The sequence below is a fragment of the Pseudokineococcus sp. 1T1Z-3 genome (assembly GCF_037482365.1).
Taxonomy (GTDB): Bacteria; Actinomycetota; Actinomycetes; order Actinomycetales; family Quadrisphaeraceae; genus Pseudokineococcus.
Genome location: NZ_JBBHZF010000026.1, coordinates 696,000 through 721,589, shown reverse-complemented (window position 1 = coordinate 721,589; position 25,590 = coordinate 696,000). Strand labels below are relative to the sequence as shown.

The window sequence follows — 25,590 nt, the reverse complement described above, 5'->3', positions numbered from 1 at the left end:
CCAGGACGCCGGCCGGCCGCATGCGAGGGCGCCACGTCCTGGCGACGAGGGCGCGCCCTGCTGCGGCACCCCTGGGTGACGGCGCTACGGTGCCGCACGTGCCTCTGTCTGTGCCGGCCGACGCCGGGCGCGCTCTCTTCGAGGAGTCTGCCGGTGCCCTGCTGAAGGCCGTCGACGGCCTCTCCGAGCTCGAGCTCTTCGAGGCCTCCCGCTGCCGGGGGTGGACGCGGCTCGACGTCGTCGTGCACGTGCTCGCCGGCTGGCAGGAGGTGCTCGGCGGTCTGGTCTCGGTCGTCGAGGACGCCCCGACCGTCGACGCGGCGACCTTCTGGACGGCCTTCACCTCGACGGCCGACGCCGACCCGGTCGGCGTCCTCATGGAGCAGCGCCGCCGCACCGCCACCTACGCCCGGCCGTCGGCGGCCCTCGCGCAGCTGCAGGACGTCGCCCGCGCCGTCCGCCGGGGCGTCCACGCCGCGCCCGCGGGCAACCGGCTGTGGTGGGGCGAGGTCTTCACCCTCGGTGACTTCTTCGCGACCTGGGCGGTCGAGCACGTCGTCCACCACCTGGACCTGAGGGTGAGCACCCCGCCGTCGCCCACGTCGCTGACGCTGGCGCGCGAGAGCGTCGAGGTCCTGGCCGGCGGCGTGCTGCCGACGACCGACGACGTCGAGGCCGTGCTCGTCGGCACCGGCCGTCTGCCCGTCCCCACCGCGTGGGACGCCGGCTGGCACCGCCGCCTCCCGGCCTTCGGCTGACAGGCGGCCGGAGGGCGCCACGGCGCCGACGCGGCCGGCGCGCGCCGGCACGCCCCGTGCCCGCGCTCACCCGGCCTCGGCCAGCAGCCGCAGACCCGCCTCGACCTCGGGCGGGTTGGGGCGGCGGGCGCGCAGGGCCGCGCGCAGCGACGGGAGCGCGCGGCGCAGGGCGGCGGGATGACGCCGGGCGGTCCGCAGCACCGTCCGGGCGACCACGGGCCAGGGCCGGCGCATGACGTCGGTCAGGAGCGCCGCCCGGGCGATCCGGACCGCCCGCTCGGCGGGTGCGTCGCGGGCGGGGGAGGGGTGGTGGTGGACGACGAGGTCCTCCACGTAGGCGAGGCCGTGCCCGGCCGCGGCCAGGTCGTAGGCCAGCCGGGCCTCCTCGCCGGGGAAGACGACGACGTCGTCGAAGCCCCCGGCGGCGAGGAAGGCGTCGCGGCGGACGGCGCTCGCGCACGCCACGAAGCCGAGCACGGACGGCCCGGGCAGGTCCTCGTCCGTCCCCAGGGCCGAGCGGGCCATGACGTCGCAGATGCCGTCTCGGCGCTCGTCGACGCCGTTGAGCATCCGGGCGGCGACGACGGCCAGGCGCGGCGAGGCGTCGAAGAGGTCCGCGACCTTCCCCAGCATCCCCGGCGCCCACCACGAGTCGTCGTCGGCGAAGGCGACGTAGGGCGTGCGGGCCCGCTCGACGCCCAGCGTCCGGGCGGCGGCACCCCGGTTCGCCGGCAGCTCGACGACGTCGACGTGCGGCAGCTCCCGTCGCACCGCCTCCGCGCTCCCGTCGCTGCTCGCGTTGTCGACGAGGACGACGGGCCCCTCGTGGCGGCGCAGGCTCGCGAGCAGCTCCTCGCGGCGGTCCCGGCTCGCCACCACGACCGTCACCCGCGGCCCGCGGCGGCCCGTCGGGAGGTCCTCGGGGGAGGCTGCCGGCGAGGGGGTGGTCCGCGTCGTCGTCACAGGCCGGGACGCTAGCGGCGGGCCGTCGCGCAGCCTGCGGCGGGAGGCGGCAGAGTGTCCGGCGGTCGCGCCCCGTGCCCGCGTCCCCGCCCCCTGCCCCCGGGCTGCGGAGGTGGCCGCGCGACCACGCACCACGACCCACCACGCACCACGACCCACCACGCCGCCCAGGCCGCCCGGGTGGCCCACCGACCAGGAGGACCCATGGCCAACCGTCCCAACCCCATCGAGCTGCAGAAGCACCTCTCCGGCCTGGACTACCCGGCCAGCAAGGACGCCGTCGTCGCCAAGGCTGAGGAGAGCGGCGCCCCCGAGGACGTCCTCGAGGCGCTGCGGGGCATCCCCGACCGCGAGTACGAGGGCCCGAGCGGCGTCAGCTCGGCCTTCTCCGACCAGGCCTGAGGAGGTCACCCGCCCGTGAGCGACGTCGACAGCCCCGTCCCTGCCCCGCCGACCCCGCCGGGTCAGGGGGACGGTCGAGACGTCGGCCACGGGCGGGCGGACCCGCCCCGCCGGGCCGTCGTGACGGGCGCCGCGGGCTTCCTCGGCAGCCACCTCGTCGAGGAGCTGCTCGCGCGGGGCACCGAGGTCGTCGGCCTCGACAACTTCCTCACCGGTGGCCCCGGCAACCTGGCCCACCTCGTCGAGCACCCGGGGCTGCGGCTCGTGCGGTGCGACATCACCGACTACGTGCACGTGCCCGGCGACGTGGACCTGGTGCTGCACTTCGCGTCCCCGGCGTCGCCGGTGGACTACCTGAAGCTGCCGATCGAGACCCTGAAGGTCGGCTCGATCGGCACCATGCACGCCCTCGGGCTGGCCAAGGACAAGGGCGCTCGCTTCCTGCTGGCCTCGACGTCGGAGGTCTACGGCGACCCCCAGGTGCACCCGCAGCCCGAGAGCTACTGGGGGCACGTCAACCCCGTCGGCCCCCGCGGGGTCTACGACGAGGCCAAGCGCTACGCGGAGGCGCTGACGACGGCGTACCGGACGGCGCACGGCGTCGACACCGCGATCGTGCGGATCTTCAACACCTTCGGCCCGCGGATGCGGCCGATGGACGGGCGCGCCATCCCCACCTTCATCCGCCAGGCCCTCGCGGGCGAGCCGCTGACGGTCGCCGGTGACGGGATGCAGACCCGCTCGGTCTGCTACGTCGACGACCTCGTCCGGGGCATCCTCGCCCTCGCCGCCTCAGACCTGCCCGGCCCGATGAACGTCGGGAACCCCACCGAGCTGACGGTCCAGCGCATCGCCGAGGACGTGCTGGCGGCGACCGGCTCGCGCTCGCCGATCGAGCTCGTCGGCCGGCCCGTCGACGACCCCCAGGTGCGCCGGCCGGACACGAGCCACGCCGAGAGCGCCCTGGGCTGGAAGCCGGAGGTGGACTGGGCCGAGGGCCTCGCCCGGACCGTCGCCTGGTTCCGTGAGGCGGTCGTCACACCTGAGGCGGCGGTGCACAGCCCGGCCGGGTGAGCGCGGCAGGATGTCGACGGTGACCGACCTGCTGCTGACGCCTCTGGCCGACGCCTTCCTGCAGGTCGGGGTGCCGGTGGCGGTGCTCGTCGCCGCCTTCGGGCTGCTGCAGCTGCGCCACGGCGACCGTCTGCTCGAGCTCCTGCGGCGGCGGGCGGGGTGGGCGCCGGCCGTGGGCGCCCTGCTCGGCGTCACGCCGGGGTGCGCCGGCGCCATCCTCGTCATGCCCCTCTTCACGCGCGGGACCGTGAGCTTCGGGACGGTCGTCGCCGCGCTCGTGGCGACGATGGGGGACTCCTCGTGGGTGCTCATCGCCGGAGAGCCGGTGACGGCGCTGTGGGTGCACGGGGCGCTGCTCGTCGCGGGGCTCACGACGGGGTACGCCGTCGACGCCCTGCGCATCGGCCCGCGGCCGGAGGACCTCGCCGCGCAGGAGGCCGAGCTGGCCGGCTCGGCGACGTCGCGGCGCCGTCGCCGGGCGGGTGAGCGGCAGGGCTCCGGCGGCACCGAGGACGCTGCCCCCACCGAGGCCACCGAGGCCGCCGCGACGCCCGGGCGGGCCCGCCGGCACCGGCCCGTCGGGGGCTCGGAGTCGGCGCTGGTGCGCTGGACGGGCGTGCGGGGGGCGGGCGTGCTGCTCGCCTTCTGGGCCGTCGTCGTGCTGGCCCTGCCGGCCTCGGTGGCCCTCACCGCGCAGGTGGGCACCGGTGCCCTGACGGCGGCGCTCGGCGGGCTCGACCCGGTGCTGGCGCTCGGGGTCCTCGGGGCGGTGGTGTGCGGCGCCGTCCTCGTCGTCCGCCACGGGGGCTCGGACCGGCTCGCCGCGCAGGTGGGCAGCCGCGGCGACGTCCTGCGGCGCGGGGCGGCCGAGACGTCGGTCATCGTGGCCTGGGTCGCGGCCGCCTTCGTCGCCTGGGAGGTGCTCTCGGCGACCACGGGCTTCGACGGCAGCCAGCTGCCGCTGGTCGGCGTCGCCGGCGTCGTCCTCGGTGCGCTCGTGGGGCTGGTGCCGGGGTGCGCCGTCCAGATCGTGCTGACCTCGCTCTACCTCACCGGGGCGGTGCCGCTGCCGACGCTGCTCGCCAACGCCGTGAGCCAGGACGGCGACGCCCTCATCCCCCTGCTCGCGATGCGTCGTCGCTCGGCCCTGCTGGCGAGCGCCATCACCACCGTGCCGGCGCTCGTCGTCGGCGGCGTCGCCCTGGCGCTGACGACCTGACGCGGGCGGGACGTGCCGTCGCCGACCGCCCCGCCAGGCCCGCCCGTCCCGCCGTCGCGGGCGACCCGTCAGGCCCGGCGGGCGGCGTCGCCGGCGGCCGGGCCGTAGGCGCCGCCGAAGCGCGCGGCGTGCGAGAGCAGCGGGGGCAGCTGGTGCAGGCCCACGCGGTCCGCCCAGCCGTCGGCCAGCGGGCTGACCTCCTCGTACCCGGCGAGCAGCGACGACGGGACGCCGCCGAAGAGGTCGAGCAGCGCGAGGTCGGCCTCGCGGTGACCCCCGTGGGCGTTCGGGTCCAGCAACCAGGTGGTGCCGTCGCGGGTGCGGACGACGTTGCCCCACCACAGGTCGCCGTGGCACCGGGCGGGCGGCTCGGGCGGGCCCAGCAGCTCCTCGGCGCGGGCGGCGGCGGCCTCGACGGCGGCGGCGTCGCGCGGGGCGATGCCGCCGGCGTCCACCGTCGTGCGCAGCAGGGGCAGCACCCGCTGCTCGGCCCAGAACGACGCGAAGGAGCTGGTCGGCCGCACCGGCACCCGCAGGGACCCCAGGTGCGGCTCGGCGCCGTCGGGCACGACGCCGAAGGCCTCCGCGCCCGCGGCGTGCAGCCTCGCCAGCCCGCGCCCGAGCTCGGCCAGGCCCGCGCCGGCGCGCACGGACCCGGCGACGTCGAGCAGCTCCAGCGCCAGGACGTCGCCCTCGGCCACGACGACCTCGGGCACCGGCGGTGCGCCGTCGACCTCGCCGAGCCACCGGAGCCCCGCGGCCTCGGAGGCCACCATGCCGGCGCCCCCCTCCTGGGCGTAGCGCTTGACGAAGACCCGGCGCCCGTCGGCCAGGTGCACCTCCTCCGAGGACCCCACGTCCCCGCCGCCGAGCGGCCGCCGCCGCAGGACGCCGCCGAGCGCCGCGGGCAGGGCAGCGGCGCTCACCGGGCTCCCGCCGAGGGAGCAGAGGTGGCGACCGTGCCGGCGCCCGACCCGGCGGCGGGTGGTCGCGGGGCTCGCCTCGGCGCCTTGCCGCGCCAGGTGAGGCTGCGGGCGTCCAGGTCGGCCACGAGGGCGGCGCCCTCGGCGTCCATGCGCTCGGCCAGGTCGACGGCCCGCCCCAGCTGCGCGTCGTCCAGCCGCGTGAAGGCGGGGCCACGACCGGCCGGCACGAGCGTGCGCCAGGCGCCGCCGACGGCGTTGTCCAGCACCACCCGGCCGACGCAGTGGTCGAGGTGCACCACCCATCCCTCCTCGCGGCCGCGCCGCGGCAGCCGGTCGAGCACGAGCTCGCGGTAGCGGACGAGGAGCTGGTCGCGGGAGGTCACCACCCGATCATCGTGGCCCGCGGGACGACCGCCCGCCCGACCAGCGCGGCGAGCGGTGCTGCGGCCCGCCCTCAGCCCGGCAGCCGGTTGACGGCGTGCGGCAGCGTGCCCCACAGGTGCTGCAGCGCGTAGCCGCGCACCGGTGACCAGTCCGCCGAGCGCCGCTCCAGCCCCCGGGCGTCCTGCGCGAGCCCGAGCGAGCGGGCGGCGGCCAGGGCGCCGAGGTCGGAGGGCAGGAAGGCGTCGTCGTCGCCGAGCCCGCGCAGGGCGACGGTCGACGCCGTCCACGGGCCGACGCCGGGCAGCGCCCGCAGCGCCGTGAGGTGCTCGGCCGTCAGGGACGGGGTGGGGCGGCCGGGGGGCAGGTCCAGCAGCCCGTCGCCCAGCGCGGCGACGAGCCCGAGCAGGGTCTGCTGCCGGCTGCGGGGCAGCGCCAGCTCCTCGGCGACGAGGGCCGCCAGCCGGGCCGGCGAGGGGAACAGGTGCGTGAGCCCCGCGACCGGGGTCGGCAGCGGCTCGCCGTGGCCGGCGACGAGGCGGGCGGTGTGCGTGCGCGCCGCGGCGGTGCTCACCTGCTGGCCGAGGACGGCGCGGACGGCGGTCTCGGCGGCCGAGAGGGAGCGGGGGACGCGTCGGCCGGGGGCCGCGGCCACGAGCGGCGCCAGGTCGGCGTCGCCGGCCAGCACCTCGTCGGCGACCGCCGGGTCGGCGTCCAGGTCGAGCCACCAGCGCACCGCGTCGGCGGCGTGCTGGAGGTCCGCCGCCGCGCCGGCGAGCAGGTCCAGCCGGAGCGAGACCGCCCCCTCGGCCGGCAGGTGCGCGCGCACGACGCCGGGCCCGGACGGCAGCGAGAGGGCCCGCAGCAGCGCCCCGTCCGCCCACCCCTCGACGCCGGGGACGGCGGTGGCCGCGAGGTGGCCGAAGAGCTGGTCGACGTGCAGCGGCGGCGTGAACGTCACCTCGCCGGTGGCCACGACCGCCACCTCGGCCCCGTCCCCGGGGCTGCTGCCGGTGCCGACGACGGCGCTCACGACCTGCTCACCGCCCCGGCCGGGGCGCCAGCGCCCCCAGCGCGGCCAGGACGTCCGCCGACGTCGTCCGCGCCAGCACCGGGTCGACGGCGTCGCCGTGCGGGTCGCCGCGGTAGCCCGCGGTGGGCGCGGGCCACAGCACCGGGTGCAGGTCGACGTCGACCGCCGGCCCCCACGAGCGCGGGGAGACCGGGCCGAAGAGCAGCACCGAGGGCGTGCGCAGCGCCGTGGCCAGGTGCGCCACGCCGGTGTCACCGCACACCAGCGCCCGCGCCGCGGCGACGACGGCGGCGAGCTGCTCCAGGTCGCAGCGGCCCGCGAGGTCGACCAGGCGCCCGTGCCCGGCCACCCCACCCGCCCCCCGGTCCCTGACCGCGGCCGTCACCCTGGTCGTCAGGTCGCTCTCGCCCGGGCCGCCGGTGAGGACGACGTCGTCGCCCTCGGCCAGCACCGCGGCGGCGACCTCCGCCCAGCGCTCGACCGGCCAACGCCGGGCTCCCGACGCCGCGCCCGGGTGCAGGACGAGCGGGGCGCTGGGCCCGGGAGCCGCTGCCGCAGGACCGTGACCACCGGGCGCAGGGGGCAGCACGAGGTCCTCGGCGCGGCTCGCGCCGCCGACGGCGGCCACGAGCCGCGACCACCGGTCCACCTCGTGCACGTCCTGCTCCCACGGCGGTCCGTCGGCCAGACCCGCTGCGGCACAACGGTGCGCCAGCAGCGCGGCCTTCGCCGCACCACGCTCGTGCAGCACCGCCCGCAGCGCCCGCACGCTCTGCGGCCCCGCCCCGTGCAGGTTGACGGCGAGGTCCACGCACCGGCCCGGCGCCAGCGCGCCGGGGTGCGCGGCCAGGGCGCTCACGACGGCGTCCTCGGCCAGCGACCGCACGCCCTCCACGGGCAGCACGGCGTCGACGACACCGCGCCGGTGCAGCAGCGCGCCCGGCCCCGGCGGCCCGGCGAGCACGAGGCGTGCGTCGGGCCGGGCCCGGCGCAGGCCCACGAGCGCCGGGACCGCGGTGAGGGCGTCACCGAGCCCGAGCGCCCGCAGGGCGAGGACGACCGGTCGGCCGTCCTCGCCCCCGGCCCCGCTCAGGGCCAGGACGGCTCGGTGGAGACGGTGACGACGAGCTCGCGCACCTCGGTGCCGACCGGCTGCCGCAGGGCGTGGACGACGGAGTGGGCCACCACCCGGGGGTCCATGAGGTCGGCGTCCGGCCCGGGCTTGTACTGCTCGGTGCGCCCGTCGAAGAAGCGGGTGCGCATCCCGGCGGGGACGAGCATCGTCACGCCGACCTCCCCGGCCAGCTCCAGCTGCAGCGCCCGCGTGAGCCCGACGACGCCGAACTTGCTGGCGCAGTAGGCGGTCGCGTCGCTCGCGGCGCGCAGCCCGAGAGAGCTCGACACGGTGACGACGACGCCCCGCGCTGCCTTCAGGTGCGGCAGGCACGCCCGCACCGCGGCCGCCGTGCCGACGAGGTTGACCCCGACAACCTGCGCCCAGCGGTCGGCGGGCACGTCCTCCAGCCGGCCCACGGCGTCGGTGCCGGCGGCCGTGACGACGGCCGTCGGCGGGCCGACCTGCTCGACGAGCTCGGCCACCGCACGCTCGACCGCTGCGGCGTCGGAGACGTCCGCGAGGGCGTGCGCGCCGCCGGCCGCGGGCGGGTCCCGGTCGATGACCGCGGCGGTGCCGCCGAGGGCGGTGACGACCTCGACGACCGCCGCCCCCAGCCCCGAGGAGCCACCCGTGACGTACACGGTGCCGAGCTCGCGCTGCCCCGCGATGCCGCCGTCGTCGCCGACGGCGGGCCCCGTGGGCGGGGCGATGGTGCGGGTCGTGCCGGTGCTGCCGGTGGTGCTCTGGCTCAACGCTTCTCCTGGTCCAGGACGGCCGCCGCGGGGGCCCCGCGGCGGAGGATCTCGGTGGTCGAGCGCCCGTCGAGGTAGGGCAGCAGCACGACCCGCCCGCCCCACCCGCGCACGAGCGCCGCCTCGGGCAGCTCGGTCGTGCCGTAGTCGCCGCCCTTGGCCCACACGTCGGGCTGCAGGACGGCGAGCGCCGCCCGCGGGTCGTCCTCGTCGAAGACGGCGACGGCGTCGACGGACTCCAGCGCCTCGAGGACGTGGACGCGGTCGGCCTGGGTCTGAACCGGCCGGCCCTCGCCCTTGAGCCGGCGCACGGAGGCGTCGGAGTTGACGAGGACGACCAGCGCGTCGCCCAGCTGCCGTGCCGCCTCGAGGCAGCCGACGTGCCCGGCGTGCAGGACGTCGAAGCACCCACCGGTCGCCACGACGACACCGCCGGCCGCGCGGGTCCGGGCGATGACGCCGGCTGCGTCCTCCGGGCGGTGCCCGACCGTCGTCCCTGCGGCGCCGGGCCGGCTCGCCCGCGGCCGCAGGCCCGAGCCCGCCGCGGCGGGGGTCCGGGCTGCGCGGCGGGACCGCCAGCCCGAGGCACCGCCGTCACCGACCCACGCCGAGGCGTCCGCGACGGCCTCGACGACGGCCTCGGGCAGCACGGCCCCGCGGGCCAGCGCGAGCGCGGCCGTCGCGGCGAAGCGGTCGCCGGCCCCGCACGGGTCACCGCCCGCCACGGCCGGGGCCGGCACGTACGTCGGCTCCCCGCCCGGGTGGCCGAGGAAGGCGCCGCGCTCGCCGACGGTGACGACGACGCCGCGCGCGGCCCACCGCCGGGCCAGCGCGCCGGCGGCGTCGTCGGCGCGGGGTGCCCCGCCCAGCGTGCGGGCGGCCTCGGCGTGGTTGGGCGTGACGAGCGCGCAGCCGTGGACCGGCTCCCCGCCCCGCGGGTGGGGGTCCCACACCACCGGGACCGCGGCCGCGGCCGCGCCCAGGAGAGCGCGCACCCCGGGGTCGTGCGTCGTCCCCGCGCCGTAGTCGGAGACGAGCACGACGTCCGCGCGCGCCAGCACGGCGCGCAGCTCGTCGAGGTCGGGCGCGGAGGGCGTGCCCGGCCCGCCGGAGTCCAGCCGCACGAGGGACTGGCCGGCCGCCCGCACCCGCGTCTTGGTCCGCGTCCCGCCCGTGTGGGGCAGCGCCACGAGCTCGAGACCGGTGCCGGAGGCCGCGAGCGCCTCCCTCAGCCGCTGGCCGTCCTCGTCGTCGCCGACGGGCGCGACGAGGACCACGTCGACGGGCTCGGCCTCCTGCCCGCGGCCGCCGGTCCCGGCCGCCACGAGCAGCGCGGTCAGACCGGCGCCGCCGGGGCTCTCCGTCCGGCTGCGCAGGTCCACGACGGGGACCGGCGCGTCCGGGGCCACCCGTTCGACGACGCCCTCGAGGTCGCGGTCGAGCACCACGTCCCCCACGACGACCACCCGGCGGCGGCGGCGCGGGCGCTCCCCGCCCGTGCTGACGACAGCCGTCTGCTCGTCGTCGCGGGTCTGCGCGGACGTCCCGGCGTCCTCCTGGGCCGGCTCGGCGGCCGACGGGGGCGTCTCCGCCACGCCCCGGGTGGTGCTGGCAGCCCGGGCGGTACCGGCGACGTCCTGCGTGGCGGCCAGGGCGGAGTCGACCCCGGCGCACAGGGCGTGCACCAGGACGAGGTGCCCCTCCTGCACGGCCGACGTCGACGGCGCCTCGACGGCGACGACCTCGTCGGCGAGATCGGCGAGCGGGTTGGGGGCCGGCCCGGTGAGGGCCCAGACCCGCAGGCCGCCGGCCCGGGCCCGGGCCGCCGCCTCCAGCACGTTGGGGCTGCGGCCGGACGTCGACAGCAGCACCAGCACGTCCCCCGGGCGCCCGTGCGCCTGCACCTGGCGGGCGAAGACCTCTGCCTCGCCGTAGTCGTTGGAGATGGCCGTCGTGCTGGAGGAGTCCGCGTGCAGCGCGATCGCCGAGAGCGGGCGCCGCTCGCCGACGAAGCGCCCGACGAGCTCGGCGGTCAGGTGCTGGGCCTCCGCGGCGCTGCCGCCGTTGCCCGCGGCGAGCAGCCGGCCGCCGCCGGCCAGGACGCCCGCGAGCTCGGCGCCCCACCGGTGCAGCACGGGGGCGCTCGCCCGCAGCCGCGCCAGCGCCCGGCCGAGCTCCTCGACGTGCTGCTCCAGCCACGGCCCGGCCCCGGCCCCCGGCTGCTCCCGCGGCCCGGCGACGCCGAACGGCTCGTGCCCCGGACGCGGGCCAGCCGCCCCGTGCCCGTCGGTGCCGTGCCCGTCGCCGCCGTGCCTGTCGCCGCCGTGCCCGTCGCTGTTGTGCCTGTCGCTGTTGTGCCCGTCGGCGCTGGGCCTGCCCGTGCCGTGCTCGCTCATGCCTGCTCCTGGTGGTGCCGCTCGTGGTGCCGGCGGCCCGGCGCGGCCGCGGGCCACGCCGGTGCGGCGGCCGGGGTGCGCGCCAGCACCCGCCGGTAGGCGTCCTCCGTGCGCGCCGCCACGCGGGCCCAGCCGTAGCCCTGCTCGGCCCGCTCGCGGGCGGCCAGGCCCACCGTGCGTCGGCGCTCGTCGTCCGCCAGCAGCGGCCCGAGGGCGGCGGCCAGCGCCACCGGGTCGCGCGGGGGGACGAGCACGCCGCTCACGCCGTCGTCGACCGTGTCGAGCAGGCCGCCCACGGCCGAGCCGACGACCGGGACGCCGCAGGCCATCGCCTCCAGCGGCACGATGCCGAAGGGCTCGTACCAGGGGGCCGCGACGACGACGTCGGCGCTGCGCAGGAGCGCAGGCAGGTCGCCGTGCCCGACCCGGCCGAGCAGGCGCACGCGCTCGCCCACCCCGACCTCGGCGGCGACGTCGCGCAGGTGCCGGGCGTAGGCGTCGAGGCCGAGCTGGGTCTCGGCCGGCCCGCCCGCCACGAGCAGCTCCGTGCGCGAGAGCGCGTGCCCGGGCGCCCCGGCGGGCACCAGCGCCAGCGCGCGGACGACGTCCTCGACGCCCTTGCGCTCGACGAGCCGGCCGACGACGAGCACGCGGTGCGGCTGGTGGCGCGGGGGTCCGCCGACCTCGCCCGAGGGGGTGAAGGCGTCGAGGTCGACGCCGCAGGGCACCACGTCGACCCGCTCGGCCGGTGCGCCGAGCTCGGCCAGCTCGCGCACCTCGTCGCGGCAGGTGGCGAGCACGAGGTCCGCCGAGCCGGCCAGCTGAGCCTCGACGGAGACCCGCGACGGCGGGCTCGTGTCCTCCGCGCCCTGCCAGCGCCGCTTCACCGACCCCAGGGCGTGGAAGGTCTGCACGACCGGCACGCCGACGGAGGCGGCTGCCTCGCGGGCCGCGACGCCGCTCATCCAGAAGTGGGCGTGCAGCAGGTCCGCCGGCCGCTCGAGCAGGGCGGCGGCGAGCTCGCGTCCCAGCGCCTCGACGTGCGGCAGCAGCGCGTCCTTCGGCAGGGGCAGCGGCGGCCCGGCGTCCAGGTGGACGACGCGGACGCCTGGACTCAGGGGCACGACGCGGGGGAGTGCCTCGTCGTCGCGGCGGGTGTAGACGTCGACCTCGTGCCCGCGGGCCGCCAGCGCGGCGGACAGGGCGGCCACGTGGACGTTCTGGCCGCCGGCGTCCACCCCGCCGAGGGCGGCCAGCGGGCTGGCGTGCTCGGAGACCATCGCGACCCTCACGCGAGCACCTCCCGGCGGGCCGCCCGGGGCAGACCGTCGCTCACGTCGCCGGCGACGACGGCGGCGAGCACCTCGTCCCAGTCCCGCAGGAAGCGCGCGAGGCCGAAGCGGGCGAGGGCGTGCTCGCGCGCTGCCGCGCCGGCCTCCCGGGCGGCCGCCGGGTCCGCCAGCCACCGGCGTGCGGCCTCGGCGAGCACGCGGGGGTCGGCCGAGACGACCCCGCCCTCGCGGGGCACGGCGTCGGCCGCCGCGGTGGAGGCGACGGCGAGGACGGGCAGGCCGATGGTCATGGCCTCCACGAGGGCCAGGCCGAGGCTCGTCCACCGGTAGGGGTGCAGGTAGGCCCGGTGCGCCCCCAGCGCGGCGTGCATCTGCTCCTGCGGGACGTCCTCGTGCAGCGCGGGCGAGCCGGTCCCGAGGGAGGGGACCCCGCGGGCGTCGGCCAGGGCGGCGAGGGCGGCCATGCCCATGCCGTAGACCTCCAGGGGCAGCTCGCGGGCGAGGTCGAGGACGACGTCGGTGCCGGCGACGCGCTCGCGGCGCACGGGCTCGTTGACGACGACGCCGAGGGAGGCCCGCTCGCCGGTGGCCAGCGGCCCCGGGTCCACGACGCCGTGCTCGACGACGGTCACGGGCGCGGAGCCGTTGTCCCACATCAGGGCGTTGAAGGCCGTGACGTGGACGACGAGGTCGGGCCCGTCCGCGGCGCGCTGGCGGCTGCGGGCGGCGTGAGCGGTGGGGGCGTCGTGCTCCAGGTGCACCACGGGGACGTCGACGCCCGCCCGCAGCCCGGTCCAGCGCTCCAGCAGCTCGGCCTCGTGCGCCCGCTGGAGGACGACGACGTCCGGTGCGGCGGAGGCCATCTCCTCCGGGGCGACCTCCAGCGCCGAGGCCGGCCACCGCCACGTGCGGGCACGCCCCCGCCCGTCCGGCCCCCGGCCCGGCAGCACCGGGAGCAGGTAGGTGTGCGGGCCCTGGACGAACGACGTCGTCCACGAGCCGTGCACGTGCCACAGCAGGACCCTCACGTGCCTACCCCTCCGTCGTCGCCGGGCGCGGTCGCGGCACCCGGGCTCGTCCCCACCGGGCCCCGAGGGGCCCGGCCGGTGCCGTGGTGCTCCCCGACGCCGGTCCAGGGGGCAGGGGACCGGTCGTCGGCACGGGCGGCGCCCGCTGGCGCGGGGCCGACGACCGACCGTACGGCCTCCACCACCTCGTCGCCGCGCACCGACAGGCAGGGGTGGCCCGGCACGGGGCACTCCCGGGCCCGGGAGAGCGCGCAGGCGGCGTCCTGGTCGCCCAGCAGCGCCACGGGCACCCCCCAGGGCGCCCAGCGCTCGGCGGGCACGACGGGGGAGAAGAGCGAGACGACGGGCGTGCCGACGGCCGCGGCGAGGTGCGCCGGCCCGGTGTTGCCGACGACGACCGCGCGGGCACGGCGCAGCAGGGCCGCGAGCCCGGCGAGGTCGGTGCTCCCGGCCGCGTCGACCAGACGCCCGGGCCCGCCGCCGGTCGCCGCCGGGGCGGCGTCGAGCTGACGGGCGGCCAGGGCCCCGACGAGCGCGACGAGGTCGGCCTCGGCCGCCGAGCCGGTGAGGACGACGTCCCAGCCGTCGGCGACCAGCGCCGCCGCCGCGCCGGCCGCGACCTCCGGCGAGGGGGCCCGGGCGGGCACCGACGCGCCGGGGTGCAGGACGACGAGACCTCGGTCCTCGCCGACGCTGCGCACGAGGACCTCACCCAGGCCCGAGACGGCCGGCAGGTGCTGGTCGGCGGCGTCGACGAGGTCCCGGCGCAGGGCCAGGCGGGGCGTGCTCGGCACGGCGCGCCCGGTCGCCGCGACGAGCGCCAGCGCCGCGAGCACCTCGTGCCCGCCGCCGCTGCCGTCAGCGCCGCCCCCACGGCGGTGGCGCACGTCGAGCAGCGAGCCGGGGTAGTCCTCGCTGGCGCCCACGACGGTCGGGGCGCCCGCCATCCGCGCGAGCAGCGCCATCGGCAGCGGGCTCTGGTGGAAGGAGGTCACGACGACGACCTCGTCGTGGCGGCGCTCGCGCAGCCAGCCGAGCAGGTCCTCGACGGCACGGGGGTCCAGGGCCGCAGGCCGGTAGCCGCTCCACGGGGGGTCGAAGACCCGCAGCTGCGCGACGCCGGGCAGCAGCGCGCCGGCGGCCCGGCCGGCGGGGGAGACGAGCAGGTCCACCTCGCGCGGCCGTCCGTCCGCGCCGGTGCCGAGGGCCGCGACGGCCGGTCCGGTGAGCAGGACGTCACCGTCGCTGTCCAGCCGGACGGCGAGGACCCGCCCGCTGGGACGTCGCCCAGGGGACGTCCCGGCCCTCGTCCCGGCTGTCGCCTCAGCCGTCACGCCGGCGGCCCCGACCGGGCGGCGACCGCCGCGGCGGGGTCGACGACGGGGGCGGAGGGGTCAGGCGCAGCGGGGACGGTGAGCCCGGGGACGAGAAGAGCCGCCGCGGCGGCGAGGTCGTCGGCGACGAGGGGGGCGTCGTCGACCTCCCGGCGTCGCGTCACCGGGGTCGGGACGAGCACCGAGCGGGCCCCCGCCGCCTGCGCCGCGCCGACGTCGGCGCCGATGTCCCCGACGACGGCGCAGGCCGCGGCGGGCACGCCGAGGGCGGCCGCCGCCTGCTCGACCAGGCCGGGGCCGGGCTTGCGGCAGCGGCAGCGGTCCTGCGGTCCGTGCGGGCACCACGCCCAGGTGCCGAAGGGGCCGACGAGATCGTCCACCCGGGCGTTGACCGCCTCGACCTGCGCCGGCGTCAGGAGCCCGCGGGCCACGCCGGACTGGTTGCTCACCACCCCGACCGCCACGCCCGCGTCGCGCAGGGCGGCGACGACCTCGCGGGCCCCCTCGACCGGGGCCACCGCCGCCGGGTCGCCGTTGTAGGGCACGTCGTGGACGAGCGTGCCGTCACGGTCGAAGAGCACGGCACGCACGGGCGGGCGCCAGGGCGCGAGCCCGCCCCGGCTCCGCCAGGTGCCCCGCAGCCGGTGCACCAGGGCCGCCGGGGGGATGGCGGCGCTCGTCGCGACCATCGCCCCGACCTCGCGCGCCGTGCGGGGTCCCGGGCTGATCCGGCGTCGGGCGAAGTCGGCCGTCAGCGCACCCCAGGCCGCGGCGCCGAGCGCGGCGGCGCGCGGCCGGCCGAGGACGGCGGCGCCCGCGCCGAGCGCTGCGGCCGCGCACGTCGCCACGTGCCACGGCAGCCGACCCCGCGGCACCTGCGCCGCGGCCCGCCAGCCCGGCCCGTGCAGCGCGCGCATCGTCGCGTCGTCGCGGTTGCCCGCCTGCACGCGCAGGCTGACCCAGGGGTCGGCGGGTCGCACGGGGTGGGTGGTCACCCGCGTCCCGCGCACAGGCGTCCAGCCGGCCCGGCGCACCCGCAGCGCCAGGTCGGCGTCCTCGCGGTAGGCGCGCGGGAAGCGCTCGTCGAACCCGCCGACGGCCTCCAGGGCCGCTCGGCGGTAGGCCATGTCGGCGGTCGCCCAGGCGGCGCCCTCGAGCCCCTTCGTGCCGCGCTCCCAGTCGGTGGGACGCCGGCCGACCGGCAGCGGCACGTGCAGGCGGCCCTGGCTGGCGCCCGTGCGCCCGTCGCAGGCGGCCAGGTCGGCCACCAGCGCGCCCGTCCACCCCGGCGGCAGCACGACGTCGTCGTCGAGGAAGGCGACCCACGGGGACCGGGTCACCTGCCAGCCGAGGTTGCGGGCCCCGGCCGGCCCGCGGCCACGGCTCGCGAGCACCCGCAGCCGCCAGGGCAGCCCGGCACCGAGCCCGGCACCGAGCGCGGCGAGCAGCTCCTCCTCCAGCCCCGCTCCCGGCTGCGGGCGGTCGTCGACGACGACGACCTCGGCCGGCGGGGGGTCCTCCTGGCCGGCGAGGCTGGCGAGCAGGACGCGAAGGCTGGGCCGCCCGACGCTGGGCACGACGACGTCGTAGCGGACGGCGTCGCCAGCGCCGGGGCGCTCCGTCCCGGCGCCGCGCGCGGGGGAGGCGACGCCGCGGCGCGGGCCGGCGCCGGGTGGGCCGGGCCTCACGCGGGCGCGAAGGCGTCGGCGCGGCGCACGAGGTGCGGGCCGAGGACGAGGACGTCGACCGGGGCCGAGCCGAAGAGCTCGAGCGCGTCGCGGGGGTCGTCGACCATGGGGCGCCCTGCCGTGTTCAGGCTCGTGTTGACGACCACCGGCAGCCCCGAGCGCTCCGCGAAGGCCTCCAGCAGCGCCGCGACCCGCGGGGTGCCGGCGTGGTCGACCGTCTGGATGCGCGCCGTCCCGTCGACGTGCACGACGGCGGGGATGCGCTCGCGCCACTCGGGCCGCACGGAGTGGACGAAGAGCATGTAGGGGCTGGGGAACGGCCCGTCGGTGAAGATCTCCTGCGCCCGGTCGGCCAGCACCATCGGCGCGACGGGGCGGAACTGCTCGCGCCCCTTGACGTCGTTGAGCCGCTCGAGGTTCTCCGCGCGTCCGGGGTGGGCCATGAGCGAGCGGCGGCCCAGCGCCCGCGGCCCGAACTCCGCGCGCCCGTCGAACCAGGCGACGACGCCGTCGGCCGCGAGCACGTCGGCGACCTCGCCGGCCAGGTCGTCGGGGGTGGTGAAGGGCACGCGCGCCGTCCGCAGCCACTGCGCGAGCTCGTCGTCGTCCCACGAGCGCCCGAGGTCGGCGCCGGCCATCGGCACGACCTGCACGCCGGCGTCCGCGCTGACCTGCAGGGCGGCGCCCAGGGCGGTGCCGGAGTCGCCGGACGCCGGCTGGACCCAGACCTCCTCGAAGGGGGACTCGCGCCAGACGCGGCTGTTGGCCACGCAGTTGAGGGCGATGCCGCCGGCCATGGTGAGCACCCGGTCCCCGGTCTGGCCGTGCAGCCAGGTGGCGAGGTCGACGAGCAGCTCCTCGACGAGCAGCTGCACCGAGGCGGCGAGGTCGGCGTGCGCGCCGCCCCACGTGCCGTCGTCGACACGCGCCGGCGCGAAGCGCGCCCAGTCCGGCTCGCGCGCGACGAAGCGCCCGTCGCCGGTGGCGTGCAGGTGCTCGCGCAGCTCGCCCGCGAAGCGGGGCTCGCCGTAGGAGGCCAGCGCCATGACCTTGAACTCGTCGCTGGAGCGCAGGAAGCCCAGGTGCTCGGTGAGGGACTCGTAGACGAGGCCGACCGAGTCGGGCAGGTCGGTCGTCACCAGCGTGTCGAGCTTCCCGCCCGCGTAGCGACCCGCCAGGTGCGAGCCGCGCTCCCCACGCCCGTCGAGCACGAGCACGCTGGAGTCGCCGGCGACCGCCAGCCCTGCCGAGGCGGCGTGGGCGACGTGGTGGCGGACCATGACGACCTTCTCGCGGTCCAGCCCCGGCAGGGCCGTGGCGAGGAAGCCGGCGGCCTTCTCGGCGTAGGTGGTGCGCAGCGAGTCCCAGGGGTCGGCCAGGCCCATCTCCTCCGCGGGCCGGCACCAGGAGGCGTCGTAGGAGTAGGCGACCGCGTCGAGGTCGGCGGGGGTGAGCCCGGCCTCGGCCAGGCACCACCGCATGGCCAGCTCGGGCAGCTCCCACGCCGAGAAGGGCACGGGCCGCTTGCCGTGCTTGCGCCGGCTGAAGCGCTCCTCCTCGGCGGCGGCGACGACGCGGCCGTCGACGACGAGGGCGGCGGCGGGGTCGTGGAAGACGGCGTTGACGCCGAGGACGCGCATGGGGCACTTCCTACCGCGGGCCACCGACGGGGCGCGCCCCGGGGCGCGCCCACCGGGTGCTCGGGTAGAACAGCCCGCCGTGAGCACCTCCGCGCCCGAGCCCGCCGCCCCGACGCCGACCCCGATGCCGCAGCCGCTCCCCGCCCCCGGGCCAGCGGGCGGGGCGGGGACCGCCGAGCAGCTCGTCGGGGGCCGGGCGGCGCCCGCCCGCGGTGACCGGGTGCTCGCCCTGCGCGACCCGGTGACGGGCGAGGCCGCCGGGGACCTCGTGCTCGCCTCCGACGCCGAGGTGGACGCCGCCGTCGCGGCGGCCGACGCCGCGCGAGCGGCGTGGCGCCGGACGCCGCCGGGCGAGCGGGCGGCCGCCCTGCGCGCCGCCGCGGCGGTCGTGCGGGCCGACGCCGACGAGCTCGCCGACCTGCTGTGCGCCACCACCGGTCGGCTGCTCGGCCAGGCGCGCGCGTCGGCGCTGGTCGCCGCCGAGCTGCTGGAGGAGGCCGCCGTCACCGGGGTCCTGGACACCGGGCGCTCCCTGGGCGGGGCGGTGGGCGCCGTCGACGTCGTCCGCCGCGAGCCGCGCGGCGTCGTCGCCGTCCTCACGCCCTGGAACGACCCCTACCCCGCGGCCGCGGGACTGCTCGCGGCGGCCCTCGTCACCGGCAACACCGTGGTGCACAAGCCCTCCGAGCGTTCCGCGCGCCCGGGGCTGGAGCTGGGACGTCGCATCGCCGCCGCTCTGCCGCAGGGCGTGCTGTCCGTGCTCGTGGGCGACGGCACCACCGGGGCCGCCCTCGCGGCCGACCCCCGCGTCCACGTCGTCGCGCACGTGGGGAGCACCGCGACGGGCCGCAGCATCGCCGCGACGGTCGGCGCCCGCGGCGGGCGGGTGCTGCTGGAGAACGGGGGCAAGGACGCGCTCGTCGTCGACGCCGGCGTGGACCCGGCCTGGGCGGCTCAGCAGGTCGCCCTGGGGGCGTTCGCCAACACCGGCCAGCTGTGCACGGCCGTCGAGCGGGTCTACCTGCACGAGGACGTCGCCGACGCCGTCCTCGCCGAGCTGGTCTCCCTCGCCGAGGGCCTGCGCACCGGGGACCCCGCCGACCCGGCGACCACGCTCGGCCCGCTCGTCGACGAGCGGGCGCGGGCGCTCGTCGCCGCGCACGTCGACGAGGCGGTCGCCGCCGGGGCCCGTCTCCTCACCGGCGGCGAGGTGCCGGCCGGCCCGGGCTGCTGCTACCCGGCCACGGTGGTCGAGGGGTGCACGGCCGGCATGCGCCTGATGGCGGAGGAGACCTTCGGCCCGGTGGCGGCCGTCACGCGGGTGCGCACGTTCGAGGAGGGCCTGGCGCTGGCCGACGCGGGGGCCTACGGGCTCGCGGCGACCGTGCTGACGCCGTCCCAGGCGCACGCGCTCGAAGCGGCCGAGCGGCTGGAGGTGGGCACCGTCAAGGTGAACGCCGTCTTCGGGGGTGCGCCGGGCGGCTCGGCGGACCCTCGCCGCGGCAGCGGCCAGGGCCGCGGCTTCGGCCCGGACCTGCTCGGGGAGCTGACCGCCCTGAAGGCGGTGCACCTCGAGGCAGCGCCTGCCACGTGATCTCGCCCGTCCGGGTGCGGCGATCGGGTGGACCGCCCTCTCAGGAGTGGTACGGACGGGTGAGCGGTCGGCCGAACGGGTGAGAAGGGCGCTGCGCGGCCGGGCGCGGCGCCCGGAGCACCTGACCCCGGGAGGTGCCGAGGGCTAGTCTCGGCCGACCAGCCAGTCCTCGTCGACGGTCGACGGGTCCAGCACGGCAAGCAGGGAGGTGGCGGCGATGGCGACGCGTCGGCTCCTGCGCAACCCTGCCGAGGTCGTGACCGTCGGCACCGGGGTCCTCCTGCTCGTGGCGGCCGGGCACGGGGCCATCGCCAGCGCCACGGGCTCGACCGTCGTCGTCAGCTCCTCGGCCCTCGCCGGCGACGAGACGCAGCCACGGCCCCAGCCGACGCCGGACGCCGCCGCCCCGCGAGCCACGGCCGGCTCCGACGTCGTCGCCGGCGCGGACGGGCCGGTCCTTCGGCGCCCGGCCGACAGCGTGTTCGCCGCCGCCGGGCCCGACACCTTCGTCGCCCCCCGCCTGCCCGGGGAGGGGGTCCTGCCCGCCCCGCCGCGGCCTCTTCCCGACCCGCTCGTCCCGTCGCTGGTGACACCTGGACCCCTCGTGCCGCCGGTCGACCTTCCCCTGCCGGAGGACGAGGCGGACGCAGAGCCGCCGGCTGTGGTCCCGCCGCTCGTCCCAGAGGTGCCGGTCCCGCAGCCGCCGCTGCTGCCCCCGGCGCCCGAGCGGCCGGTCACCCCGCCGGTCGTGCCGTCCGACCCCGTGGTCGTGCCCCCCGTCGAGCCGCCGGTCGTGCCGCCGGTCGTGCCTCCTGCCGAGCCGCCGGTCGTGCCTCCTGCCGAGCCGCCCGTCGAGCCGCCGCCCGTCAGCCCGCCGGTGCCCGACCCGCCGTCGACGCCCCCGACCCCGGCACCCCGACCCCCCGCGCCGGAGCCGCCCGTCGTCCCGCCGACGACGCCGCCGGTCACGCCCGAGCCGAGCCCGGAGCCCGGAGCCCCTCCCGCCGTCCCGCCGACCCCGGCACCGGGGCCCGAGGAGCCCCAGCCCGCGCCGGTGCCGGACGACCCGCAGGAGGACTCCTCCTCCTCTGACGCCGCCCCGACGGACCCGGTGGTCGAGACGCCGGTCGCCGACGAGCCGGCACCCGCGGACGAGACGCCCGTCGCCGACGAGCCGGTGGCCGACGCCGAGCCGGCGGCCGAGGTGCCCGAGGACTCCGGTGACGCGGCGGGCGCCGGCGCGCTGGGTGCCGTCGCGCTGCTGCCGTGGCTGCGGCGGCGCCGCCAGCTGGCGCTCGTGCCGACGGGCGACGTCGTCGCCCTCGAGCGGTGGACCGGGCGGGCCTGAGCCCTCGGACCCGGCAGCAGCCGGCGGGCCTCAGCTGCAGGGAGCCTCAGCCGGGCGACGGCCCGGTGGGTCCACCGGCGAGCTCGGCCTCCGCCGCCAGGGCCGCCGCGCCGACGATGCCCGCGGTGTTGAGCAGCTGGGCGGGCACCACCGGCGTCGCGAGGTCCAGCAGCGGCAGGTACTTGTCCGCCTTCTTGCTGACGCCGCCGCCGACGACGAAGAGGTCGGGCTGCAGGAGAGCCTCGAGGCTCTCGAAGTAGCGCTGCAGCCGCTTGGCCCACTCCTTCCAGGAGAGGTCCTCGCGGGTGCGGGCGGCGTCGGAGGCCTTGGTCTCGGCGTCGTGGCCGTCCACGACGAGGTGGCCGAGCTCGGTGTTGGGCACCAGGACGCCGTCGTGCAGCAGCGCGGTGCCGATGCCTGTGCCCAGGGTCGCCATGAGCACGACGCCCCGCACGTCCTTGGCCGCTCCGTAGCGGGCCTCGGCGACGCCCGCGGCGTCGGCGTCGTTGACGACGTGGACGCTGCGCCCGGTGAGGGTGCGCAGCAGCTCCGCGGCGTCCGTGCCGATCCAGGCGTCGTCGACGTTGGCGGCCGTGAGGGCGACGCCGTCCTTGACGACGGCGGGGAAGGTGACGCCGAGCGGCCCGTCGGGCCAGCGGGCCGAGAGCGCCGCGACGACGTCGGCGACGGCCCCGGGCGTCGACGGCTGCGGCGTCGGCTCGCGCACCCGGTCCTGCGCGAAGTCGCCGCTGGAGAGGTCCACGGGCGCGCCCTTGATGCCCGAGCCGCCGATGTCGATGCCGACGGCGTGGCCGGAGAGCTCGGCGACGCTCACGGCAGCGTGAGAATCTCGGGCCCGGCCTCGGTCACCAGGACCGTGTGCTCGAACTGGGCGCTGCGGCGGCGGTCCTTGGTCACCGCCGTCCAGCCGTCGTCCCACAGGTCGTGCTCGGGCGTGCCGAGGCACAGCATCGGCTCCACGGTGAAGGTCATGCCCACCTCGATGACGTCGTCGTGCAGGGGAGCCGAGTCGTAGTGCGGGACGACGAGGCCGGAGTGGAAGGACGTGCCGATGCCGTGGCCCGTGAAGTCGCGGACGACGCCGTAGCCGAAGCGCCTGGCGTAGGTCTCGATGACGCGGCCGACGACGTTGACCTGCCGACCCGGCAGCGCCGCCCGGATGCCGCGGCGGGTGGCCTCGCGGGTGCGCTCGACGAGCAGGGCCGACTCCTCGTCGAGCTCGCCGGCGGCGAAGGTGGCGTTGGTGTCCCCGTGGACACCGATGCCGTCAAGAACCATGTAGGCGGTGATGTCGATGGTGCAGAGGTCGCCCTCAGCCAGCACGCTCGAGTCAGGGATCCCGTGGCAGATGACCTCGTTGACGCTGCTGCACAGCGACTTCGGGAAGCCACGGTAACCCAGCGTCGAGGGGTAGGCGCCGTGGTCGAGCAAGTACTCGTGGCCGACGCGGTCCAGCTCGTCGGTCGTGACGCCGGGGACGACGTGGCGGCCGACCTCCTCCAGCGCCCGGGCGGCCGTGCGGCCGGCGACCCGCATCGCCTCGACGGTCTCGGCGTCCTTGACCTCCGAGCCGGTGAAGGGCTGCGGAGCCGGCCGGTCGACGTACTCGGGGCGGGGGACGTGCGCGGGGACGGGGCGCCGCGGCGACACCCGACCCGGGCGCACCCGCCCGGGCGGGGCGGCGACGGGTGGGGCCATGGCCTCAGTCAAGCACCGACGACGCCGTGGTGGCGCTGCGGCACGATGGCGTCCGTGGCGGACATCGAGCGGACGGCCTGGTTCTACAACGTCGTGACCGGCGAGGTCGAGCACGGCCCGCAGAGCCTGGGGCGTCGTCTCATGGGCCCCTACGACACCGAGGCCGAGGCGAGGAAGGCCCTGGAGACCGCTCGGGCACGCACCGAGGCGTGGGACGAGGAGGACGAGCGCCGGCGCCGCGAGGAGGAGGAGTGGGGCCAGGGATGAGGGGGAGGAGGGCCGAAGGCCCGGGTGGTCCGACGGCGCACGCAGGAGCCGACGCCCTCCAGCCGCTCGTCCGGGCTGCCGACGTGACGGCGTGAGGTCTCGCGAGCGCTGCGCAGGCCGGGCCGTCGTGCCGGCCGTCGCCCTGGCCGCCCTGCTGGCCGGCGGGTGCTCCGTCGCCGCGCCGTGGGCAGACGGCGACCGACGCACCGTCGCCGAGGCCCTGCCCGACGAGCTGCCGCGCCTGAAGGCCTTCGTCGCGCAGGAGCGCGGCCTGGGGTGGACCCAGGACGTGCCCGTCCAGGCCCTGGAGGAGGAGGCGTTCCTCACCGCCCTGCAGGCGGACCCGGAGGGGACCGAGGAGGCCGCCGGCGGCGACGCCGAGGAGCCCACGTGGGCCGTCGGGCTCGAGGACCCCTTCGACGGGCGCGCCGAGACCTACGCCGCGCTCGGCCTCACGCCGTCCGCGTCCGCCTACGGGCGGGCCTGGGAGGACGGGGACGCGACGGTGACCGGCTTCTACGACAGCGTCACCCACGAGGTGTACCTGCGCGGCCAGACCTGGACGCCGCTGGTGGAGGAGACGCTCGTCCACGAGCTCGTCCACGCGCTCGACGACCAGCACGTCGACCTCGACGCCCTGCCGCGCGAGGGCGCCGGGCCAGAGGAGGCCACCGCCGCCACCGCCGTCGTCGAGGGCAGCGCCGAGTCGGTCACGTGGGCCTGGTACGACGCGCTCGACGCGGACGAGGTCGACGCCTACGAGCGGGCCTGGGGGGACTCGGCCCCGGTCACCGCGGACGGCGACGAGCCGGCCTACGACCCGCTGCTGGAGACGCTGGCGCTCTTCCCCTACGACTACGGGTTCCTCGCCGTCGACGCCGTCGCCGCCGACGCCGGGCCGGAGGGGGTCGACGACCTGCTGCGGGACCCGCTGACGACGACGGAGCAGGTGCTCGCCGCCCGTCCGGACCCCCGCCGTCTGCGGAGCCTCGCCCCGCCCGTCGACGTCGAGGCGCCGGCCGCCCCCGCGGGCGCGGAGGTCCTCGGCACCGGCGGGCTGGGGCTGTACCCGCTGTCCCTGCTGCCGCTGGCCGCAGGCGCGGCCGCCGACGGGTACCTGCTCGACCCGGCCGACGTCGTCACCTACGCCTGGGCCGGGGACGCGTGGACGACGTGGGTCGACCCCGAGGACGAGGACCTCGCCTGCACCGCCGTGGTCGTCCGCCTCGACGACGCCCGCGGCCGCGACCTGCTCGCCGAGGACCTCGCCGGGTGGGCGGCGGACGCGGGGCAGGCCGGGGCCGCCGTCACGCCCGTCGGCGAGAGCGACCTGCGCCTCACGGGGTGCGGCGAGCGCTGACCTCGGGTGCCCGGCTCAACGGTGGAGCGCGGGCAGCACCTCGCGCCCGAAGACCTCGACCCACTCGCGCTGGTTGCGCCCGACGTTGTGCAGGTACACCCGGTCGAAGCCCAGGTCGACGTGCGCCTGGATGGCGGCGCGGTGGACGTCGGGGTCGCTGGAGATGACCATGCGGCCCTCGAAGTCCTCCTCGCGCACCAGCCTGGCCATCGCCGCGAAGTCGTGGGGCGAGCGGATGTCGGCCTTCGGGAACTTCATGCCGCCGTTGGGCCACTCGTGCATCGCGTTGGCGAGGGCCTCCTCGTCGGTCGGCGCCCAGGACAGGTGCAGCTGCAGCACCTTCGGCATCGACGCGGGGTCCTTGCCGGCCTCGCGGGCGCCGTCGTCGAAGCGCTCGAAGAGGCCCGCGATCTTCTCCAGCGGCGCCCCGACGGTGATGAGGCCGTCGGCCAGACGCCCCGCCCTCCTCGCGTTGAGCGGCCCCGCGGTCGCGACGAGCACCTGCGGGCGCTGCTCGGGCATCGTCCACAGCCGCGTCGTCTCGTGCCGGTAGTAGGTGCCGGCGAACTTGACGTCCTTGCCGGCGAGCGAGGCGTCGAAGAGCTTCGTCATGAGCTCGACGGCCTCGAACATCCGCGCCGAGCGCTCGCCGCCCTCGGGCCAGTACGGCGCGACGACGTGCTCGTTGAGCGCCTCGCCGGCGCCCACGCCCAGCCAGTGCCGGCCGGGGTACATGGCCGCGAGCGTCGCCGAGGCCTGCGCGACGACGGCGGGGTGCCAGCGCCACCCGGGGGCCACGACGCCGGTGCCGAAGTCCCCCCTCGTGCGCTCGCCGACAGCCGTCAGCACCGGCCACACCGACGCCGCCTGGCCCTGCTGCGGCACCCACGGGGCGAAGTGGTCACCGGCCATGCACCCGGAGAAGCCGTGCTCCTCCGCCAGGGCCGTGAGCGCCACCGCCTCCGCGGGCGAGAACTGCTCCAGCATCGCGGCGTAGCCGACGGTGAGCCCGCCGGTCTGGCCGACCCCCTGTGCGCTTGCGGCCTCGGCAGACGTCATGCCGGGACGCTACCGCCGGCCGGCGACGGCGCCCCGCGGCTCAGGTCACGGTCGGGCGGACGGCGTGCGCCGGGTCGGCGTGCTCGCCGGCGTCGAGCACGGCGCGCAGGGCCAGGACGCCGGCGGCCAGGTCGGCGTGGGTCGTCGTCGCGGCGCAGACGCCGAGCCGCACGAGGTCGGGCGCCCGGAAGTCGCCGACGACCCCGCGGGCGGCGAGCGCCCGGACGACGCCGTAGGCCT

24 protein-coding genes are annotated in these 25,590 nt (G+C 78.4%); 8 read left to right on the top strand and 16 right to left on the bottom strand.

Annotation, left to right across the window (positions count from 1 at the left end; genetic code table 11):
* Positions 1-98 precede the first annotated feature (98 nt).
* On the top strand, positions 99-758 hold the full coding sequence (locus WDV86_RS15425; RefSeq protein ID WP_339568526.1) for a maleylpyruvate isomerase N-terminal domain-containing protein: 660 nt from the start codon (positions 99-101) through the stop codon (positions 756-758).
* Positions 759-824: 66 nt separating this feature from the next.
* Here the strand turns inward: WDV86_RS15425 and WDV86_RS15420 are convergent, their stop codons facing one another.
* The gene (locus WDV86_RS15420; RefSeq protein ID WP_339568525.1) at positions 825-1,721 is read right to left on the bottom strand and encodes a glycosyltransferase family 2 protein; all 897 of its coding nucleotides are present in this window, start codon (positions 1,719-1,721) and stop codon (positions 825-827) included.
* A gap of 204 nt (positions 1,722-1,925) precedes the next feature.
* On the opposite strand from WDV86_RS15420, the gene WDV86_RS15415 reads away from it, so the two are divergent.
* The 3 genes from WDV86_RS15415 (at position 1,926) to WDV86_RS15405 (ending at position 4,416) form a co-directional block, all read left to right on the top strand.
* Entirely contained in the window at positions 1,926-2,123 is a 198-nt protein-coding gene (locus tag WDV86_RS15415; protein ID WP_339568524.1) for a DUF2795 domain-containing protein, read from the top strand.
* A 120-nt stretch (positions 2,124-2,243) separates the two neighbouring features.
* A complete protein-coding gene (locus tag WDV86_RS15410; protein WP_445263121.1) occupies positions 2,244-3,197 on the top strand; it encodes an NAD-dependent epimerase/dehydratase family protein in 954 nt (317 codons plus the stop codon).
* 19 nt (positions 3,198-3,216) lie between these two features.
* Positions 3,217-4,416 carry a putative manganese transporter gene (locus WDV86_RS15405; RefSeq protein ID WP_339568522.1) on the top strand — a complete coding sequence of 400 codons (1,200 nt, stop codon included), beginning with the start codon at positions 3,217-3,219 and terminating at the stop codon, positions 4,414-4,416.
* 68 nt (positions 4,417-4,484) lie between these two features.
* Here WDV86_RS15405 and WDV86_RS15400 read toward each other — a convergent pair whose 3' ends face one another.
* The 11 genes from WDV86_RS15400 to WDV86_RS15350 all read right to left on the bottom strand — a co-directional run bounded on the left by WDV86_RS15400 (position 4,485) and on the right by WDV86_RS15350 (position 18,003).
* Positions 4,485-5,342 (bottom strand): fructosamine kinase family protein, encoded by an 858-nt coding sequence (locus WDV86_RS15400; RefSeq protein WP_339568521.1) that lies wholly within the window; start codon positions 5,340-5,342, stop codon positions 4,485-4,487.
* Entirely contained in the window at positions 5,339-5,728 is a 390-nt protein-coding gene (locus WDV86_RS15395; protein WP_339568520.1) for a hypothetical protein, read from the bottom strand. The genes WDV86_RS15400 and WDV86_RS15395 overlap by 4 nt, the downstream gene beginning before the upstream one ends.
* A gap of 68 nt (positions 5,729-5,796) precedes the next feature.
* Entirely contained in the window at positions 5,797-6,756 is a 960-nt protein-coding gene (locus tag WDV86_RS15390; protein WP_339568519.1) for a DNA-3-methyladenine glycosylase family protein, read from the bottom strand.
* 7 nt (positions 6,757-6,763) lie between these two features.
* Positions 6,764-7,756, bottom strand: a complete 993-nt coding sequence (locus WDV86_RS15385; RefSeq protein ID WP_339568518.1) for a glycosyltransferase family 9 protein — start codon at positions 7,754-7,756, stop codon at positions 6,764-6,766.
* Positions 7,757-7,845: 89 nt separating this feature from the next.
* Positions 7,846-8,541, bottom strand: a complete 696-nt coding sequence (locus WDV86_RS15380) for an SDR family oxidoreductase (protein WP_445263120.1) — start codon at positions 8,539-8,541, stop codon at positions 7,846-7,848.
* Between the two features lie 80 nt (positions 8,542-8,621).
* Entirely contained in the window at positions 8,622-11,021 is a 2,400-nt protein-coding gene (locus WDV86_RS15375) for a PfkB family carbohydrate kinase (protein ID WP_339568516.1), read from the bottom strand.
* Positions 11,018-12,313, bottom strand: coding sequence for a glycosyltransferase (locus tag WDV86_RS15370; RefSeq protein WP_339568515.1), 1,296 nt, complete (start codon positions 12,311-12,313; stop codon positions 11,018-11,020). Before WDV86_RS15370 ends, WDV86_RS15375 begins: the two co-directional genes overlap by 4 nt.
* The gene (locus WDV86_RS15365) at positions 12,310-13,341 is read right to left on the bottom strand and encodes a glycosyltransferase (protein WP_339568514.1); all 1,032 of its coding nucleotides are present in this window, start codon (positions 13,339-13,341) and stop codon (positions 12,310-12,312) included. Before WDV86_RS15365 ends, WDV86_RS15370 begins: the two co-directional genes overlap by 4 nt.
* The gene (locus WDV86_RS15360) at positions 13,338-14,675 is read right to left on the bottom strand and encodes a glycosyltransferase family 9 protein (protein WP_339568513.1); all 1,338 of its coding nucleotides are present in this window, start codon (positions 14,673-14,675) and stop codon (positions 13,338-13,340) included. Before WDV86_RS15360 ends, WDV86_RS15365 begins: the two co-directional genes overlap by 4 nt.
* The gene (locus WDV86_RS15355; RefSeq protein WP_445263119.1) at positions 14,672-16,252 is read right to left on the bottom strand and encodes an HAD-IIIA family hydrolase; all 1,581 of its coding nucleotides are present in this window, start codon (positions 16,250-16,252) and stop codon (positions 14,672-14,674) included. Before WDV86_RS15355 ends, WDV86_RS15360 begins: the two co-directional genes overlap by 4 nt.
* Positions 16,253-16,359: 107 nt before the next feature.
* Positions 16,360-18,003, bottom strand: a complete 1,644-nt coding sequence (locus tag WDV86_RS15350; RefSeq protein WP_339568511.1) for a carbamoyltransferase family protein — start codon at positions 18,001-18,003, stop codon at positions 16,360-16,362.
* A 124-nt stretch (positions 18,004-18,127) separates the two neighbouring features.
* Between WDV86_RS15350 and WDV86_RS15345 the strand changes: the two genes are divergently transcribed.
* Positions 18,128-19,597: an aldehyde dehydrogenase family protein gene (locus WDV86_RS15345; protein ID WP_445263118.1), complete on the top strand. Its 1,470-nt coding sequence runs from the start codon at positions 18,128-18,130 to the stop codon at positions 19,595-19,597.
* A 217-nt stretch (positions 19,598-19,814) separates the two neighbouring features.
* Positions 19,815-20,945 (top strand): hypothetical protein, encoded by a 1,131-nt coding sequence (locus WDV86_RS15340; RefSeq protein ID WP_339568509.1) that lies wholly within the window; start codon positions 19,815-19,817, stop codon positions 20,943-20,945.
* Positions 20,946-20,991: 46 nt separating this feature from the next.
* On the opposite strand, the gene ppgK is transcribed toward WDV86_RS15340, so the two are convergent.
* Together ppgK and map are read right to left on the bottom strand one after the other, a co-directional pair.
* Positions 20,992-21,780, bottom strand: coding sequence for a polyphosphate--glucose phosphotransferase (gene ppgK, locus WDV86_RS15335; RefSeq protein ID WP_339568508.1), 789 nt, complete (start codon positions 21,778-21,780; stop codon positions 20,992-20,994).
* Positions 21,777-22,664, bottom strand: a complete 888-nt coding sequence (map, locus tag WDV86_RS15330) for a type I methionyl aminopeptidase (protein WP_339568507.1) — start codon at positions 22,662-22,664, stop codon at positions 21,777-21,779. Before map ends, ppgK begins: the two co-directional genes overlap by 4 nt.
* A gap of 54 nt (positions 22,665-22,718) precedes the next feature.
* On the opposite strand from map, the gene WDV86_RS15325 reads away from it, so the two are divergent.
* Positions 22,719-22,931: an SPOR domain-containing protein gene (locus tag WDV86_RS15325; protein ID WP_339568506.1), complete on the top strand. Its 213-nt coding sequence runs from the start codon at positions 22,719-22,721 to the stop codon at positions 22,929-22,931.
* Between the two features lie 91 nt (positions 22,932-23,022).
* Positions 23,023-24,291 (top strand): hypothetical protein, encoded by a 1,269-nt coding sequence (locus tag WDV86_RS15320; RefSeq protein ID WP_339568505.1) that lies wholly within the window; start codon positions 23,023-23,025, stop codon positions 24,289-24,291.
* A 15-nt stretch (positions 24,292-24,306) separates the two neighbouring features.
* Here WDV86_RS15320 and WDV86_RS15315 read toward each other — a convergent pair whose 3' ends face one another.
* Entirely contained in the window at positions 24,307-25,350 is a 1,044-nt protein-coding gene (locus tag WDV86_RS15315; protein ID WP_339568504.1) for a TIGR03557 family F420-dependent LLM class oxidoreductase, read from the bottom strand.
* A gap of 40 nt (positions 25,351-25,390) precedes the next feature.
* A partial coding sequence (locus WDV86_RS15310; protein ID WP_339568503.1) for a kynureninase/PvdN C-terminal domain-containing protein occupies positions 25,391-25,590 on the bottom strand: 200 nt, incomplete at its 5' end.